Annotated in this window: 12 protein-coding genes; 6 read left to right on the forward strand and 6 right to left on the reverse strand. The window is 64.1% G+C overall.

The window, feature by feature from the left end:
* The first annotated feature begins 53 nt into the window (after positions 1–53).
* Together PRZ03_RS02310 and PRZ03_RS02315 are read left to right on the forward strand one after the other, a co-directional pair.
* Positions 54–644, forward strand: coding sequence for a response regulator (locus PRZ03_RS02310; RefSeq protein ID WP_273598836.1), 591 nt, complete (start codon positions 54–56; stop codon positions 642–644).
* The gene (locus PRZ03_RS02315; RefSeq protein WP_273598837.1) at positions 634–1821 is read left to right on the forward strand and encodes a sensor histidine kinase; all 1188 of its coding nucleotides are present in this window, start codon (positions 634–636) and stop codon (positions 1819–1821) included. Before PRZ03_RS02310 ends, PRZ03_RS02315 begins: the two co-directional genes overlap by 11 nt.
* Before the next feature lie 8 nt (positions 1822–1829).
* On the opposite strand, the gene PRZ03_RS02320 is transcribed toward PRZ03_RS02315, so the two are convergent.
* Positions 1830–2348 (reverse strand): endonuclease V, encoded by a 519-nt coding sequence (locus PRZ03_RS02320; protein ID WP_273598838.1) that lies wholly within the window; start codon positions 2346–2348, stop codon positions 1830–1832.
* A 189-nt stretch (positions 2349–2537) separates the two neighbouring features.
* Here PRZ03_RS02320 and PRZ03_RS02325 point away from each other — a divergent pair, with 189 nt between their 5' ends.
* Both PRZ03_RS02325 and PRZ03_RS02330 read left to right on the forward strand, forming a co-directional pair.
* On the forward strand, positions 2538–8600 hold the full coding sequence (locus PRZ03_RS02325) for a PAS-domain containing protein (RefSeq protein WP_273598839.1): 6063 nt from the start codon (positions 2538–2540) through the stop codon (positions 8598–8600).
* Positions 8597–9559: a diguanylate cyclase gene (locus tag PRZ03_RS02330; RefSeq protein WP_273598840.1), complete on the forward strand. Its 963-nt coding sequence runs from the start codon at positions 8597–8599 to the stop codon at positions 9557–9559. Before PRZ03_RS02325 ends, PRZ03_RS02330 begins: the two co-directional genes overlap by 4 nt.
* A 9-nt stretch (positions 9560–9568) precedes the next feature.
* On the opposite strand, the gene PRZ03_RS02335 is transcribed toward PRZ03_RS02330, so the two are convergent.
* From PRZ03_RS02335 to PRZ03_RS02345, 3 genes are all read right to left on the reverse strand, one after another.
* Positions 9569–10210 carry a GNAT family N-acetyltransferase gene (locus tag PRZ03_RS02335; protein WP_263534137.1) on the reverse strand — a complete coding sequence of 214 codons (642 nt, stop codon included), beginning with the start codon at positions 10208–10210 and terminating at the stop codon, positions 9569–9571.
* A 94-nt stretch (positions 10211–10304) separates the two neighbouring features.
* On the reverse strand, positions 10305–11507 hold the full coding sequence (locus PRZ03_RS02340; protein WP_273598841.1) for a GGDEF domain-containing protein: 1203 nt from the start codon (positions 11505–11507) through the stop codon (positions 10305–10307).
* Positions 11508–12198: 691 nt separating this feature from the next.
* Positions 12199–12870 (reverse strand): NBR1-Ig-like domain-containing protein, encoded by a 672-nt coding sequence (locus PRZ03_RS02345; protein ID WP_273598842.1) that lies wholly within the window; start codon positions 12868–12870, stop codon positions 12199–12201.
* A gap of 232 nt (positions 12871–13102) precedes the next feature.
* On the opposite strand from PRZ03_RS02345, the gene PRZ03_RS02350 reads away from it, so the two are divergent.
* Positions 13103–13786 (forward strand): PEP-CTERM sorting domain-containing protein, encoded by a 684-nt coding sequence (locus PRZ03_RS02350; RefSeq protein ID WP_273598843.1) that lies wholly within the window; start codon positions 13103–13105, stop codon positions 13784–13786.
* 198 nt (positions 13787–13984) lie between these two features.
* Here the strand turns inward: PRZ03_RS02350 and PRZ03_RS02355 are convergent, their stop codons facing one another.
* Positions 13985–15505 (reverse strand): AMP nucleosidase, encoded by a 1521-nt coding sequence (locus PRZ03_RS02355; RefSeq protein WP_273598844.1) that lies wholly within the window; start codon positions 15503–15505, stop codon positions 13985–13987.
* Positions 15506–15562: 57 nt separating this feature from the next.
* The gene (locus tag PRZ03_RS02360; protein ID WP_273598845.1) at positions 15563–15739 is read right to left on the reverse strand and encodes a DUF1127 domain-containing protein; all 177 of its coding nucleotides are present in this window, start codon (positions 15737–15739) and stop codon (positions 15563–15565) included.
* 90 nt (positions 15740–15829) lie between these two features.
* On the opposite strand from PRZ03_RS02360, the gene PRZ03_RS02365 reads away from it, so the two are divergent.
* Positions 15830–16729: a LysR family transcriptional regulator gene (locus PRZ03_RS02365; RefSeq protein ID WP_273598846.1), complete on the forward strand. Its 900-nt coding sequence runs from the start codon at positions 15830–15832 to the stop codon at positions 16727–16729.
* The last annotated feature ends 29 nt before the right edge of the window (positions 16730–16758 follow it).

The following is a 16758-nucleotide window of genomic DNA, read 5'->3' on the forward strand; positions in this document are numbered from 1 at the left end:
TTTCCGAACACCGGTCTGGCGTGCGCACGCGCGATGCTGCGAAACTGCGAGCCGTGAAAGAACCTGACACCCTCCCAGACCACAGCATCTTGCTGCTCGACGACGACCCCGGCGTCGGCCTGGCCGCACAGCTGCTGCTGCAACGCCGCGTGGCGCCTATCACCTGCCTGCGCCGGCCCGCCGAGCTGATGGCGGCCATCGCCAAGCTGCGGCCCAGTGTTTTGCTCCTGGACCTCAACTTCGGCCCCGGCCGTACCGAAGGCGAGCAAGGTTTGCAGCTGCTGGCAGAGGTGCAAAAGCTGAGCGCTCCGCCGGTGGTCATCGTGATGACCGCCTATGCCGACATCGAGCTGGCCGTGCAGGCGCTGCGCCGGGGTGCTTTTGATTTCATCACCAAGCCCTGGGACAACGTCCGGCTGATCGCCACCTGCCGCGAGGCCTTGGAGCGTTTCGGCCAGCAGCCTGCGTCAGTTCTCGAAGTTAGCAGCGAGTCGACCGAACCCGCCCGTTCGCTGGCCGCCCAGGAGCGCGCCGCCTTGCTCGCCGCGATGGCGGCGGCCGAGGGCAATCTCAGCGCAGCGGCGCGTACGCTGGGCCTATCGCGTGCGGCCCTCTACCGGCGCCTGGACAAACATGGGCTTTGAGCACTTGCGCTTGTTGGCGCTGGCCGCCTGCTGGTTGGCCGCCGGTGCCTTGGCCCGCAATGCAGGCCCGGCCGCGCGGGACTGGGTCGGCGTGGCCCTGCTCTTTGTGGCGGGCTTGGCTTTGGCCTGGCCGATGGCCAAAGCCCATCGCGACAAGCGGCTGCGGCCGCAACTGTTGCCGCCCGAGCCGGCGCTGCCACCGGACACCCATCGCCTGAATCTGCTGCTGGCCCAAATCGAACACCTGCCGGTAGCCGCTTGGTCACTTGGGTGCGATGGCCGCTTGCAAGCCTTGAGTGCCCGCGCCCGCCGCTTGGCCGCGCCCGGTGCGGTGCGCGACCCCGCCGCGCTGCAGCGGCTCTTGCACCTGGCCGATCACAGCGGCCCACAAACGCTGGAGACCGAGCGCGGCAGCGAGCGCTGGGTCTTGCAGCGCCAAACGCTGTCGCTGGACGGGCAGGCGCAGACGCTGTTGGTGCTGCTGCCGCTGGAGAATCAGCTGGAGACCGAGTCGCTGCTGGCCTGGCAGCAACTGGTGCAGATCCTGACGCACGAGATCATGAACTCGCTGACGCCGATCAAAAGCCTCAGCCAGACCGCGCAGATGTTGCTAGACGAGCCGCCCTTGGTCGAGCGCGAGTTGCGGCTGGCGCTCGCCGGCATCGCTCAAAGAGCCGAGGGGCTGTCCAGCTTTGTGGCCACCTACCGGCGCGTCAGCCAATGGCCGGCGCCGGTGCTGGCGCCGGTCGACCTCACGAGCTTGCTGCAGCGCTTGCGCCTGGCCGCCGCACCTGCCTGGCTCGCGCGCGGCGGCGAGCTCAGCGTCGAGGTTGGCGAGCCGGGCCTGCGCTTGCTTGCCGATGAAGGGCAGCTCGAGCAGGTCTTGCTGGCGCTGATCAGCAATGCCGAACAAGCGACGGCCGAGCTCGCCTCGCCGCGCCTGTGGCTGCAAGCGCGCCAGGGCCGAGGCGGGCGCCTGCAGATCAGCGTGCGCGACAACGGCCCCGGCGTGCCGGCCGGCCTCGAGCGCAAGATTTTTTTACCCTTTTTCAGCGCCCGCGAAGGCGGCCAAGGCATAGGCCTGACCGTGGTGCGCCAGCTGCTGCACGGCATGGGTGGGCGCGTGCGCCTGGTGCGGCCGCTGGAGGGCGGGGCGGCTTTTGTCTTGAGCTTTTGACCGCCGGCTCAACGCTCCGCTGCCGCGCCCTTGGCCAGCCGCGTCACCAGCTTGAGCAGCGTGGGCACGCGCTTGCGGCCATGCATGGCCCGTAAGCGCGCTTTCGCAGCACCCAGATCAATGCCGACGCAAGTGATGATCAGCGGGCGGGTCTCTTCTTCCCGGTGCACTTCAAATTGCTCGGGCATGCCCGCCGGCGCCGTCTTGGCGACGCCGATGATGGGGCAGACCCCGCCGAGCGCGTGATACAGGTGGCGGCCCAGACCGGGGGTTTCCTGCGCATCCAGATGTACAGGGCCATTGATGATGATCAGTTCGATCTGCGCGGGGGCCAAGCCATGCTCGCGCAGCAGTTGCAAGATGCAGGGCAAGGCGCGCAGGTCGGGCTCGCCGCGCACCGCTTTCTCTACATGATCGATGCGGCTGCTGAAAGTGCGGGTCGGCTCCGGCGCGACCCAGTCGTCAAAGGCGACGGCCGCGGCCCATGCTTCTTGGGCTTCAAAATGTACGTCGAGTGCGAGTTTCATGGTCGGGCCGGCTGGATGATCTGGCGCATTGTCCGGCCAGGCTTCAGCTTTTTTAGCCCCGAAGGCAAGCCTTTATTCAAGCTATGCGCATCCGCAAGCTGAGGGAGCATTCAATGCTGGGGGCAGCCTGAAATAAAGCCCTAAACTAAACCCGACCCTGCCATCTCCTTTTCGATAGGTGCGAATCCTTTGAAGCAATCCCCAGGACGCGGTGAATCACAAGCGCTGCCAGCGCAAGCAGGCACCGGGAGGGTGGCGGCGGGCAATGGCGTGGGGTGGGTCAAGCCGGGCTTGATTGCGCTCATCTTGTCGCTCGGCTTCGGTCTCTCCTATTGGTTGGCTGCATCCCAGCAAGCCCAGGCAGAGCGAGGCGCCGAGGCGCGATTTGAGCGTCTGTCAGAGCGTATCCAGCAAGAGGTCGAGCGTCGCTTGCGCCAGCCGCTCTATGGCCTGAAGGGCGCCCGGGGTGTTTTTGCGGCCAGCGACAGGGTTGAGCGCACTGAGTTCAGGGCCTATGTCGAGTCGCGCCAAATGGCGACCGAGTTCCCCGGGGTGCGCGGTTTCGGCTTTATTGAACGGGTGATGCGCCCGCAACTCGATCAATTCGTGGTGGCGGCTCGGCGCGATGGCGCGCCCGACTTTGCGGTGCACAGCAATGGCCAAGAGGCCGATCTTTTTGTCATCAAATACATCGAGCCGCTTGCTCAAAATCGCCAAGCGCAGGGTTTCGATATCGGCCAGGAGGCTACTCGTCGCGAAGCCGCTGAGCGGGCCTTGCGCAGCGGAGCCGACACCTTGAGCGGGAAAATCTCGCTGGTGCAAGATGCCAAAAGCCGGCCGGGATTTCTGCTGCTGGTGCCGATTTACGAACGCGGCAGCAATCCGCAAACAGTGGAGGAGCGCGAACGCGACTTGCTGGGCTTTGTCTACGCACCCATCGTCGCTGCGGAATTGTTTGCGAGTGTGACCGAGGTGGCCGACCACCTGCTTGACTTTGAATTGCTGGACAGCCCGCCCGACGAATCGCCCACGCTGGCCTTTCAGTCCAGCGGCGCTCAGTCGCCCTCGGACCTGAGCCGCCGATTCCAAGCGACACGGGTGCTGAGCTTTGCCGGGCGCAGCTTGACGATTGCTACGGGCAGCAATGCCGAGTTTGACCGCACGGCGGGCGCAAGTTCGGCTGCCTGGCTTGGCGCCACAGGTGCCGCCCTGAGCTTGGCTTTGGCCTTTGCGGCTTGGTTGCTGATTTCCGGGCGCGAGCGGGCCGAAGCCAAGGCCCTGGCCATGACCGCCGATCTTGAACGCCTGGCCCGCGTGGCGCGGGGCACCAGCAATGTCGTGATCGCCAGCGACGTGCAGGGTTGCATCACTTGGGTGAATGAAGGTTTCGCCCGTATCAGCGGCTACACCGAGGCGCAGGCCCTGGGGCGAAGGCCGGCCGAGCTGCTGGCCAGCGGGGAGCGGGATTCGCTCAGCCCGGCCGATCTGGCCGCCATGGCGATGAACCGCACGGGCCGCCGCAGCGAGTTCCAGCGCCGCCGCCCCGACGGTGAACTGTACTGGGTCGAGGCCGATGTGCAGCCGGTATTTGATGCCCAAGGCCAGCATTCCGGCTTTATCGAGATCAGCCTGGACATCACCGAGCGCAAGCGCAACCAGCAGGTGCTGGCCCTGGCCCTGGCCGAGAACAAGGCCTTGCTGGAGACCATTCACCAGCATGCGATCGTGTCGGTCACCGATGTGAGCGGCGTCATCATCGATGCCAATGCGGCCTTCAGCCGCATCAGCGGCTATTCGCGCGAAGAGCTTTTGGGCAGCCCGCACAACATCGTCAATTCCGGCCAGCATGAGCCCGAGTTCTGGGATGCGTTGTGGTTCAGGATTTCATCCGGCCAATCCTGGCACGGCGAGATTTGCAACCGTGCCAAAGATGGGCGCTTGTACTGGGTCGATAGCATCATTGCGCCCATGCTGGATGCCGAGGGCAAGGTTCAAAAATACTTCTCCATCCGCACCGACATCACCGCCGCCAAGCAGGCGACTAAGGCGCTGGCCGAGCAGCAAGAGAGCCTCAACCGCATCATCGAAGGCACCAACGCCGGTACCTGGGACTGGAATATCGTCACCGGCGAGCTGCGCCTCAACGAGCGCTGGGCCGAGATGCTGGGTTATGTCTTGGCCGACCTGGCTCCCATCAATGTCGATACCTGGGTGGACCATTGCCACCCCGACGACATGCCCAAGGCGCGCAATTTGTTGATGCGGCACTTCTTTGGCGAGACCAGTTTTTATGACTGCGAGTTGCGCATGCGCCACCGCGACGGCCATTGGGTCTGGGTGCTGGCGCATGGCAAGCTGTACGCCCGCACGCCCGAGGGGCAGCCGCTCTGGATTGCCGGCACGCATATGGACATCAGTGCGGCCAAGGTGGCGGCCGACTTGCTGCAGCACAAGCAGTTGGTGCTAGACCGTGCCGAGCGCCTGGCCGGCCTCGGCGCTTGGGAGCTTGATCTCACGACCCAGGCGCTGAGTTGGTCCACACAGACCTACTGCTTGCATGACCTGGACCCCCACACGCACCAGGAGCCGATCACACAAGAGCATGCGCTGTCCTACTTCCCGGCGGCGGATCGCGCCCTCTTGCAAGAGGCGATGCGGCGCGCCGTCGAGGCCAGCGAGTCATGGGACTTGAATCTGCGCCTGCAAACAGCGCTGGGGCGCTTTTTATCGGTGCGCTCGGTCGGCGAGGCGGTGTTTGATGACGGCGGCGCGGTGCGCCTGGTCGGCACCTACCAAGACGTGACGCAGCAGCGCCAGCTGGAAGCCGAAACCAAGCGCAGCCATGCGGTGCTGCGCAGCGTGCTCGATAACCTTCCTTGCGCCTTGAGTGTGTTCGATGCCGACTTGAATATGCTCGCCCACAACCAGCAGTTTGTTGAGATGCTGGACTTCCCGGCCGCCTTGTTCTCCGGCCCCACGACCTCGTTCGAGAGCATCATCCGCTACAACGCCGAGCGCGGCGAATATGGCCGCGGCCTGGATGTCGAGTCCACCGTTTTGCAGATCATCGAGCGCGCCCGACACCCTAGCGTGCATCAGTTTGAGCGTCAGCGCCCCAATGGCATCACGCTGGAGGTGCGCGGCGCCCCGATGCCGGACGGCGGTTTCGTAACGACTTATTTCGACGTCAGTGACCGCAAGCGCATGGAGGATGCGCAGCGCCGCAGCAATGAGCTGCTTAGTATCGTGCTGGAGAGCCTGCCTTGCGGGCTGACCATGATCGATGCCGAGTTGAATCTGGCGATCTATAACCACCGTTATGCCGACCTGTACGGTCTCGAAGAAGACTTTTTGAAGGCCGCGCCGCTGACCGTGGAGCGGATAGCTCGTCTGATGTCCGAGCGGGGTGAGTATGGGCCCATCAGCACTGAGGCAGCAATCGAGCAGGCGAATGGACGAGCGATGGCTGCGATGGCGGCACCACATCAATGGGCAAGACGCAGGCCCAATGGCCTGAGCCTGGAGATGCGCAGCAACCCGGTGCCCAGCGGCGGCTTCGTCACGACTTATATGGACGTCGGCGAGCGTGACCGCGCCGAGGCCGAGGTACGTCGCGCCGAGGCTTTGCTGCGCGGCGCCATTGACGCAGTCAACGAGGCCTTTGTGCTTTACGGGCCGGACGACCGGCTGGTGTTTTGCAATGAAAAATACCGGCAGATGTATGCCGCCTCGGCCGATCTGATCGTGCCCGGCGCCAGCTTTGAGGACATCATTCGCGGTGGCGCCGAACGTGGGCAATACAAAGAGGCGCTAGGCCGCATAGACGAATGGGTGGCCGAGCGTTTGGCGATCCATCGCAGCGGCGACTCGATGCTGGTGCAAAAGCTCGAGAACGGCCGCTGGGTGCGCGTGATCGAGCGCCAGATGGCGGACGGCCACACGGTGGGCTTCCGTATCGACATCACCGATCTGATGCTTGCCACCGAGGCGGCCGAAGATGCTTCGCGCTCCAAGAGCCAGTTCCTGGCCAATATGAGCCACGAGATCCGCACGCCGATGAATGCCATTCTCGGCATGCTCAAGCTGCTGCAGAAGACCGAGCTTGATACCCGCCAGCATGATTACGCCAGCAAGACCGAAGGTGCGGCGCGCTCGCTCCTGGGCTTGCTCAACGACATTCTGGACTTCTCCAAGGTCGAGGCCGGCAAGATGACGCTGGACGCCCAGCCCTTTGCGCTGGAGCAGCTGTTCCGCGATCTGTCGGTGATTTTGTCGGCCAACGTCGGACCCAAACCGCTGGAGGTTTTGTTCGATATCGACCCCGCTTTGCCGCCGGTACTGAATGCCGATGCGATGCGTTTGCAGCAGGTCTTGATCAATCTGGGCGGCAACGCGATCAAGTTCACGCAGCGCGGCGAAGTGGTGCTGAGTGCGCGGCTCTTGGGTCGGGTGGGCAGCGAGGTCGAAATCGAATTTGCGGTGCGCGACTCCGGCATTGGCATCGCACCCGAGCATCAGGCGAAGATTTTTTCAGGCTTCACGCAGGCCGAGGCCTCGACCACGCGGCGCTTCGGCGGCACCGGCCTAGGGCTGGCCATCAGCCAGCGCCTGGTGCAGCTGATGGGCGGCGAGCTGGCGCTGGAAAGCGCACCGGGCAAGGGCAGCTGCTTCTCCTTCCGCCTGCGGGTGGCGGCCGAGGCCTTGCCGATGGATGCCAAGTCGGGCTTGAGTCAGCCGCCGCTGCGCGCTTTGATCGTCGATGACAACGCGATTGCGCTCGATGTGCTGGGCCATATGAGCGAGGCCCTGGGCTGGCAGGTGGACCTGGCCTCGTCTGGAGCCGCTGCACTGAGCTTGCTGCAGCGTCAGGTGGATTCGAAGCAGCCCTATGAGGTGGTGCTGATCGACTGGCAAATGCCGGGCATGGATGGCTTCGAGACGGCGCAGCGCATCCGAGAGTTGGGCGGCGAGCACATGATGCCGCTGCTGGTGATGGTGACGGCGCATGGGCGCGAGATGCTGTCGCAGCGCAGCGAATCCGAGCAAAGCTTGCTGGACGGTTTTTTGGTCAAGCCGGTGACGGCCTTGATGCTGCAAGAGGCGGTGCAGGCTGCCCGCGCGGGTGAGGCCGCAGCGGCCGTGGCGCCGAAAGCGGCAAGCTTCGCAGGCCCCAAGCCCCTGCAAGGGATGCGCATCCTGGTGGTTGAAGATAACCTCAATAATCAGCAGGTCGCAAAGGAGCTGCTGGAGGACGCGGGCGCACGCGTGCATTTGGCCGATAACGGCCAGATCGGCGTCGACCTGCTGCGCGCCGACTCGGGCGCTTTTGACATCGTGCTGATGGATATGCAGATGCCGGTGATGGACGGCTACACCGCTACGGGCATCATCCGCAAAGAGCTGGGCTTGAGCGGTCTGCCGATTGTGGCGATGACGGCCAATGCGATGGCCTCCGACCGCGAGGCCTGCCTGGCGGCGGGCATGAATGAGCATGTGGGCAAGCCCTTTGACCTGGAGCGGCTGGTGGCGCTGCTCTTGCGCTTGACGCGGCCGCCTGATGTTGCGGGAGAGGCTGCGGGCGCCGAAGCAGGCGGCAAGGCTGTGCCCAAGCTGGCCAGCCTGGCGGTGCCGCCGGAGCTGCGCGACCGCGCCACCGCGCAGGGCTTTGATTTGCAAGCGGCGATGGACCGTTTCATGGGCAAGACGGCCTTGTTCCGGCGCATGGTGCATTCCTTCACCAGCTCGGCTCAGACCTTGCCGGCGGAGCTGAGCACGATGTTGGCCGAAGCTCGTGTCGATGAGGCCGCCATGGCCCTGCATTCCTTCAAGGGCTTGGCGGCCACGCTGGGCGGCTTCCAGTTGGCCGAGCTGGGCGGCGAGGGCGAGACGGTCTTGAAACGCGGCGACAGCCTCGGTGCCATCTGGTTGAGCGAGCTGGACAGAAACATCCAGACCGCTTGCCGAGATATGCTGCGCTTGGCCGACGATTTGTCGGCCTTGGGTCCCAAGCCGGCCATGCCGGCACAGGCGCAGCCCGCCGACGCTCAGGCCTTCAAGCTCGGGCTGAGCCGATTGATACAGTTATTGAGAGACTTTGATATGGGTGCGACCGAAGCACATGCACAGTTACGTGAGCGCTACCCGGCTTTGCTGGGCGCCGGGCAGGACGCACTGGAAGCGGCCATGGCGGCGCTGGACTTTGGCCGCGCACAGGAATTGTGCGAGGCCTTGCTGGCGGAGACCCCTGCATGATGCAGTCGAAGTACCTTGACCCGCAGGACCGCGCGCTCAACCCGATGCTGCAACTCGGGCGCAAGCTGCGGCTCTTGATCGTCGACGATCAGCCGGTCAATATCCAAGCGCTTTACCAAGTTTTTGCCGCCGACTACCAGGTGTTTATGGCCACTTCCGGGCCGCAGGCGCTGGCGATATGCCGCGACAAGCATCCCGATCTGGTCTTGCTGGATGTACAGATGCCGGGCATGGACGGCTATGAGGTGTGCCGCCAAATCAAGGCCGACGCCGAGTTGCAAGACCTGCCGGTCGTGTTCGTGACGGCACACAGCGAGCCGCAGGCCGAAACTTTCGGGCTGGAGGTCGGGGCGGTGGACTTCATCTCCAAGCCCTTCAACCCGGCGGTGGTGCGGGCGCGCGTCAAGACCCATCTGACGATCAAGTTGCAAGGCGACCTGTTGCGCCAGATGGTCTTCATCGACGGCCTGACCGGCGTCTACAACCGGCGCTTTTTTGATGAGCGCCTGGCGCTTGAGTTTCAACGTGCCAAGCGCAGCGGCACGATGCTGTCGCTGATGGTGGCCGATGTGGATTACTTCAAGCGCTTCAATGACCGTTACGGCCATCTGGCCGGTGACGAGGCCTTGCGCACGGTGGCCACCACCTTGGCCAAACAGCTCAAGCGCCCCGGCGATATGGTCAGCCGCTACGGCGGGGAGGAGTTCGCCTGCATCTTGCCCGACACCGATGCGGCCGGTGCGCTGAGCTTGGCCGGCGAGATGAATGCCGCGATCCGGGCGGCCCACATCATTCACGCCGAGTCCGATGTCTGCGACGTCATGACCGTCAGTCTGGGAGTGGCGAGCTTCAGGCCCGACGCCACTCGCCTGGCCGAGGAGCTGATTGTGGCGGCCGATCAGCAGCTCTATCTGGCCAAATCGCAAGGCCGTGGGCGCGCTTGCGGGGCCGTCATCTGAGCAGCAGGTTCAGCGCAGCGCCTTGAGGCGCTTAAAGTAAAGCGTCGCGTCCTGCAAATTGCCGTCGGCGCTGGCGTTGTAGTCGGGGATTTCACCGGCGCGCTGCCAATCCAGATGCACACAGACCGCTTCGGCCTGCGAGGCCGACGGCGCCTTCAAGACCAAGAGCGTGCGGGCCTGCGATGCCGCCACGCATTCCAAGCGGGCCATCAACTGGCTGGCCACGCCCCGGCCACGCGCGCGGCTATGCACCATCAAGCCCTGCACTTCACCACGGTGGTGCGCGTTCAGGCGCGGGCACAAAGACAGTTGCACCGCGCCCAAGAGTTGCTCTCCGACATGGGACTCAGACGCTGCGCAAGCGATCCACAGATTGTGATGAGGCCCCAGGCGGGCAAATACGCCCTGCCAATACTCCATCGCCGCGTAGCGCGACAAGGGGGCCAAAAACCCCAGACTTGCGCCTCTGTGCACGCCGTCGATCAGCAAATCGGCCAAGGCCGGCAACCATTGCAGATCGTGGCTGCTCAGCTTGCGAATGCCTGTCGGTGCTTGGGTTTGAGCGTGTTGGCCTGCGGCGGCATGGGCCTCAAAATTGCGCCGGCTGGGTGCCAGCGTAGAGAAAACCGATTGGTTGGCGGACGTGAGCATTGTTTCGAGACCTTTGCATGAGGAAACCCAGCGCCGTCTCGTGGACGATGCTGCTGTTAACCCTAATGCAAGCCGCGTGCCAGCCGGACAAGTTCTAAGTTTCTAAACCAGGCTCGGCCTGCAACTGGCCATGGCCGCCGCGCTTGGCCTCGTACAAGGCGGTCTCGGCGCGCCGCATCAAGTCATCGATATTGCGGTCACCATGGCGCAGCTTGGCCCACCCCGCGCTGAAGTTCAGCGTGTAGCCCAGCTCCGCTTGCGCGCGGGCGTTCAGCGCATTGCGCAGGCGCTGGTCCATCGCCTGCGGGCCTTGCAACTCGCAGCGGTCCATCAGCAGGCCAAAATTCTCCGCACCGATGCGGCCGGCCAAGTCGCCCAGGCGCATCTGCGCTTGCACGCAGCTGCTGAACAGCGCCAAGGCGCGCTCGGCGCCGGCCGCGCCATGTTCCGCCTCTATGGCTTTGAAGTTGTCGATCTCCAGCAGCATCAGGGCGAGTTCTTCTTGGTGGCGGCGCGCAGCCGAGATCATGTCCACCGAGCGCGCCGCAAAGGCGCGGTTGTCACTGAGGCCCGTCAGCCTATCGGTCTGTGCCAAATGCGCCAATTCGGCTTCGGCCTCACCGCGCCACGCCAGCACGATGGCCAGTGCCGCCATCCCCAAGCCCCAGAGCACTGCCAAGGCCAAAGCGCTATTGGCCGCGCCCGGCGCCATCAAGCTGCTCGGCACGGCCCCGAAAGCGGCGCTGCTGGCCCGCCACAGGCACACCATCAGCAGCGGCAAGACGCCGGCCAGCAAGACCGAGCGCCAGCGGCGCGTATCCGAGCTGGGCCCGGTCTCGGGCGGCGCTTTGGACAGGATGTCGTGCAGCTCTGCGCTTTTGTTCGGCAACACCAGACACAAGACCAGCAGGCCGAGTTGCAGCGACAGCCAATACAGCGCCCAGGCGGCCCTAAACCCCAGGTCCTCAAACTGCAGGCCGTAGATCAAAGGCATCAGCAGCGGCGCCAGTAGGGCCAGGGCCCGACCCGGGTGGGGCTTCAACCAACGCTGCAGCGCCCACCACAAAGCACTCAAGCTGGCGCTGAAGGCCGCCATCGCCAAGCTCAGCCAAAGCCGCTCATGGCCCAAGTTAGCGCCGGCCAGCAGCAGCCAGCCCAAGGCTTGCAAGCCCATGAATGCATGTCCTCGCTCGGCCGCAGGGCTAGGCCGCCAGCCCATCAGCAGCAAGAGCAGGGCGGTCGAAGACAGCGCCTGCAGCAGCGCCAGATTGAACAGAGTCGGGTTGTCGAATTGCATGGCGGCTCACTCGGGGGAGACATGCCATTCTCTATCCGGATTGGCAGCCCGAGCTGGGCTTGCGTCAAGAATCTGAATCCAATAAAGAGACACAGTGATTCAGCGGCGTAGGGCGGGCTAGACGTCAAATTCAAAGAGTCTCGCAGAGCCTCCTTGCTCGTCGTCCTGGGGTTTCGGCAGCAAAGGGGCCGCAACTGAAGTCAACCGGCGGCCAACAGAAACCTCGAAAGCTGGTGCAGGCTTTCATACTCAAGACCTCGGCCAACAAGTCCACGTCAAAGCGCCGCACATGCGCAGCGAACGAGGGGAATAAGAGCACCAAACCTTGCTCATTCAAGTTCATCTTGGGACTGTGGCGAAAACCCAGGCAGGTTTGTCGAGGGCCAGCACGTGGCAGCTGTGTCACGGCCTGTGCCGCCAACGCCTCGAAGCGCGCCGAGCTAGCGGTCGATCTGGAATTCGAGGTGCTGCATACCAGAACACACTCTTGCATGCGACGAGGGCATCGCACGGGCGTACTGGGACGCTCGGGGCTGCCGCTGGGAAGACCAGCAGATCGGCTTCTGTCGCAACGGTACGTGGGTGGTTGTGGTTCCAGTGGGCTGTGAGCTGAAACAGATACACGCGATTACCCTGGCGCGGACGGCCGACACTTAAGTGAGCGCGGCTCGGTGCCACTCCTGCGGCCCTATCAGTAGGCCGTCAGATCACCTTTGCCCATCGCAATCACGCGCACCACACAGGACAGGCCGGCGGACTCGGGGAAGCACAGTTCGCCATCTGCAAAATGGGATTTCCAGTACGAGACATAGGTGCCCGGCACCTGAGGCGCCTCGAAGTCGATACTCAACTCCACGATCGAACCGGGCGCGGTGTGAGGCACCTCGATCCAGGGAGTTGCAGGCTTGATTCGGTGGCCCATGGGCTGGACAGGGCCCGTGGGGATGCTGACGCTGATGTCGTGGTCCATGCAGGCCAACCGGCGGCCTTGCCAGGCCACGGTGCCGATGTTCTGCACGGCCCAGGTCTTGGTGAAGCGGCTGCCGGCATGCACCAAGGTGCCGTCGGGAATGGTCACATCGGCCACGAAGATGCTCGCGTCCTTGCGCGACATCGACCCGGCTTCCATCGCGGGTGGCAGCCGATAGTCCGCGAAGGCGAGATGGATCAGGTGCAGGGGGTGCACGCGCAGGGCCACGCCCAGCTTTACCAGGGTCTCCATCTCAGGCAGGCGCGCCATGCTGTTGCTGACGGTGTGCAGCGTCTGGCGGCTCACGCCCGCGCGCCGCGCCAGCTCCGCCAGTGAAATCTCGATTTCATGCGCTCTTTTGCGCAGGTAGCAGCCCAGTGCGTTCAATGCCATCACGTATCCCCCATCCCTTCATCTCCTCGTCTTAAGGTCACCTGTCGGTCAACTTGGCGCTAACCGCCGGCGGGGAAGCTTCAGCAGCGCATCTTGGCTCAAAGCGGCAAGGCTTCCGGCCAGAGCTCATCCGGGGTTTCCCTTGGGTCACAGAAACCGTCCGGTCAACTGGACAGTTGGACCGCTAGAGTCAAGCGCCCCCCACGCCCCATGAACTTCAAGGAGGAATCCCATGCAGCGCTTTACCGCATCAGCCCTGGCCGCCGCCGCCTTCGCCTTCACCTTCACCGCCCCTGCTGCCCAGGCGGCGACCTTTGAGCTGCCGCCAGGCAACGCTTACGGCTACTACCACATGGCTAACAATCAGCCTGAGTACGGCAATGTGTGGCGCGGTGTCGCCCAATCGTTTACGGCGCTTGATGAGCGCACGGTGTTCAGCCTGTTCTATGTGGCACCCAGCACGGGGCGAATCGCTGTTGATCTGCTGCTGCACGCTGGTGAGCCCGGCAATCTGAGCCCTCTCGTGGCGGCCACGGCCTGGATCGAGGCGGGCGCGGCCAATCGTCGTGGCCTGCTGGACTTTGATCTCGGTGCTGCGCCACTGGTGCCGGGAGCGCGCTACACCGCGCTGTTCATCACCAAGCAGGGCGAGCTGCCAGATGTCGGGTCGAATGCAGGCTTGGGCGTGCAAATGGCCACCACGCCTGCCCAGCCCAATCCCTATAGCGGCGGCGCCTTCTACCTCTACGGCTTCATGGGCAGCTACGACATTGCTGACCGTGGTTGGCCCGGCGGCATGGACATGGCCTTTCGTCTGACCGCCTCGGCCGTGCCCGAGCCCGCTTCCACCGCCTTGCTGCTCGCCGGTCTTGGTCTTGTCGCTGGTATTGCTCGCCGCCGCAACAAGCAGCAGTAGACGCAGGCTTTGGCCTACCCACAGAACCGGCTCATGTGGCCGGTTTTCTATGGGCGGGTGCGAAGGAAGAGTCCGGGTTGCTTGGCCACAGCGTCAATTCTGTTTGACTGCGACGGGCACGAAACTGACCAAAATTCCATTGGACGATTGGGCCAGCGGAGCGCAATGCACAGCAGGGCTTTATCCGTGCAATTCGCTCTACTGAAACGCCACCTCCGCAAAACTTCTCAATTTGCGGCTGTGTAACTGGCTCAAGGGCCCGGCGCGCAGCAACTCGACCGTGCGCAGGCCGATGCGCAGATGCTGGTCAACGCGGGCGCGGTAAAACTGGTCGGCCATGCCGGGCAGCTTGATCTCGCCATGCAGCGGCTTGTCGCTGACGCACAGCAAAGTGCCATAGGGCACGCGGAAGCGAAAACCGTTGGCGGCGATGGTGGCGCTTTCCATGTCCAGCGCGATCGCACGCGTCTGGCTGAAGCGGCGCTCTGGGCCGCCGTGGCGGTCGTTGGGGAGTAGCTCCCAGTTGCGGTTGTCGGTCGAGGCAACGGTGCCGGTGCGCAAGACGCGCTTGAGCTCGAAGCCGCTGAGCTGGGTCACGTCGGCCACGGCCTGCTCCAGAGCGACTTGAATCTCGGCCAGCGGCGGGATAGGCACCCACAGCGGCAGCTCTTCGTCCAGCACATGATCCTCGCGCACATAGGCATGCGCTAGTACATAGTCGCCCAGCTGCTGGCTGGTTCGCAGGCCGGCGCAGTGGCCCAGCATCAACCAGGCATGCGGGCGCAAGACCGCCACATGGTCGCTCATGGTCTTGGCATTGGCCGGGCCGACACCGATATTGACCATGGTGATGCCGCTGTGGTCGCGTCGGATCAGGTGGTAGGCGGGCATCTGCGGCAGACGCGGCAAAGCCGCGCCGAGCGCATCCTCGGCCTCGGCGCTCAAGCCGGTGCGCCGAGTTAACAAATTACCTGGTTCAACAAAGGCGATGCAGTCGTCCAGCTCATGCGGCTGGGTAGGGTCGGGGGCGCGCTGCATCAGCTCCCGCCCCATGCGCACGAACTCGTCGATGTAAAAAGCGTAGTTGGTGAACAGCACGAAGTTCTGAAAATACTCGGCCCTTGTGCCGGTGTAGTGGCGCAGTCGGTGCAGCGAATAGTCGACCCTGGGCGCGGTGAAGAGCGACAAGGGCTGAGCGGCGCCGGCGCTGAGTTCCTGCGTGCCATTGGCGATGCCGTCGTCCATCGCAGCCAGGTCGGGCAGGTCGAACAGATCGCGCAGCAGTCGGCGGCGCTCTGGCGTCAAGCTACCTTCGAAATGCTCTTGCTCGCCCAGCGCAAAGTGCAGTGGAATCGGTTGGTTGCTGCTGCCCACCTCCAGCGCTTCGCCATGGTTGTCCAGCAGCAATTGGAATTGCCGCAGGTTGTAATCGGCGAAAAGATCGGGCCGGGTCAGCGTGGTTTCATAGCTGCCAATGCCGTCAACAAAGCCGAAGGCCAAGCGCGAATCGGGCGGCGCGGCATGGTTGTTGGATCGCAGGCGCAGGCGCACAAAGGGATAGCAGGCCCGCACCTTGGGCAATTCTTCGCCGGCCACAAAGCGCTGCAGGGCGGCGCGCAAATGCTGGACGCTGGTGGCATAGATTTGCTGGGCTTGCGCCAGCGCGGCGGCGGCGTCGTGGTACTGCATGGGGGCAAAAAACGGCGGGCTGAAACTCATCATTTGGCTCCTTGTCTTGAGCCGATTGTGAGTGCCGCCCGCGACGATTTGGCGACTTCAGTCGCCTTTGTGCAGAAGAAGAAATTCCAGCTCGCCCCGCCCCACGCCGAGATCCGCCAATTCGCGGCCCTCAAGACCCAGCAGCTCGGCCCGCATGCGTGCATCGCGACGCCGCTGCAGCCAAGCTGCGTACAGACTTTGCAGAAGGGGGAAGGTGTTTTTGAGGTTTTGCATGGTCTTGCTCCGTTGTCTTGCTGTGCATCTTCCGATTTGAGGTATGGTTTGAAAAGTTGAATCATCTGAATGTCGAATTCAGAAAAACTGATGCGTGCATTGAACTTGGACCAGCTGCGAACCTTGGTGGCGATTGCCGATCTGGGCACTTTTGCGGCCGCCGCGCAGGCCTTGCACCTGGCGGCGCCTACCGTCAGCCTGCACATCAGCGAGTTGGAGTCACGGCTGGATGCCACGCTGCTGCTGCGCGGCAAGCGAGGCGCGCAGCTGACCTCGGCAGGCCAGGTCTTGGTGCAGCGCGGCAGGGCCTTGCTGCGCGATGCGGATGCCGCCATCGAGCTGGTCGCTCGCCATGCGCGCGGGCGGGCCGGCAAGGTGAGGTTGGCCACGCAGACCGGCGTGCTGGTCTATCTGCTGCCCCAGGTCTTGGCGCGCTTGAAAGAAGTTCACCCGGAGATCGAGGTCGAGGTGGCAGTGCTGGGCACCCATCACACCTTGGCGGCGCTGCGCGAGGGCCGCCAGGATCTGGGCCTGGTGACCTTGCCGCTGCCGCCCGACCATGGCCAACAAAGCGAGCCCTGGCGCAGCGACCCTGTGCTGGCCTATCTGCCGCCGGACTGGGATGTGCCGGACGAAGTCACGCCCGCGTGGTTGGCCGACAAGCCCTTGATCCTGAACGAAAGTTCGACCCAGATGTACCGCCACACCATGGCCTGGTTCGGCCAGGCCGGCTTCAATCCGGTGACCCGCATCGAGCTCAATTACACCGAGGCCATCAAGAGCATGGTGGTGGCCGGCTATGGCGCTTCGGTGATGCCGCAGGACACGTTTGATGCGCCGCAGGTGCTGTCGCTGCACGAGCGCATGCAGCTGCGCCCGCTGCTGCCTGCGATGACGCGCGAGCTGGTGCTGGTCTACCCGGAGCCAGCGCTGATGGCGCCGGCGGCGCGGCCGGTGCTGGAGATGTTGCGCGAGTTTGCGCAAGCTTGAGTTGGGTGTCGGGCTGGCGATTCGTCGCT

The sequence above is a fragment of the Roseateles albus genome (genome assembly GCF_028595345.1).
Taxonomy (GTDB): Bacteria; Pseudomonadota; Gammaproteobacteria; order Burkholderiales; family Burkholderiaceae_C; genus Paucibacter_A; species Paucibacter_A albus.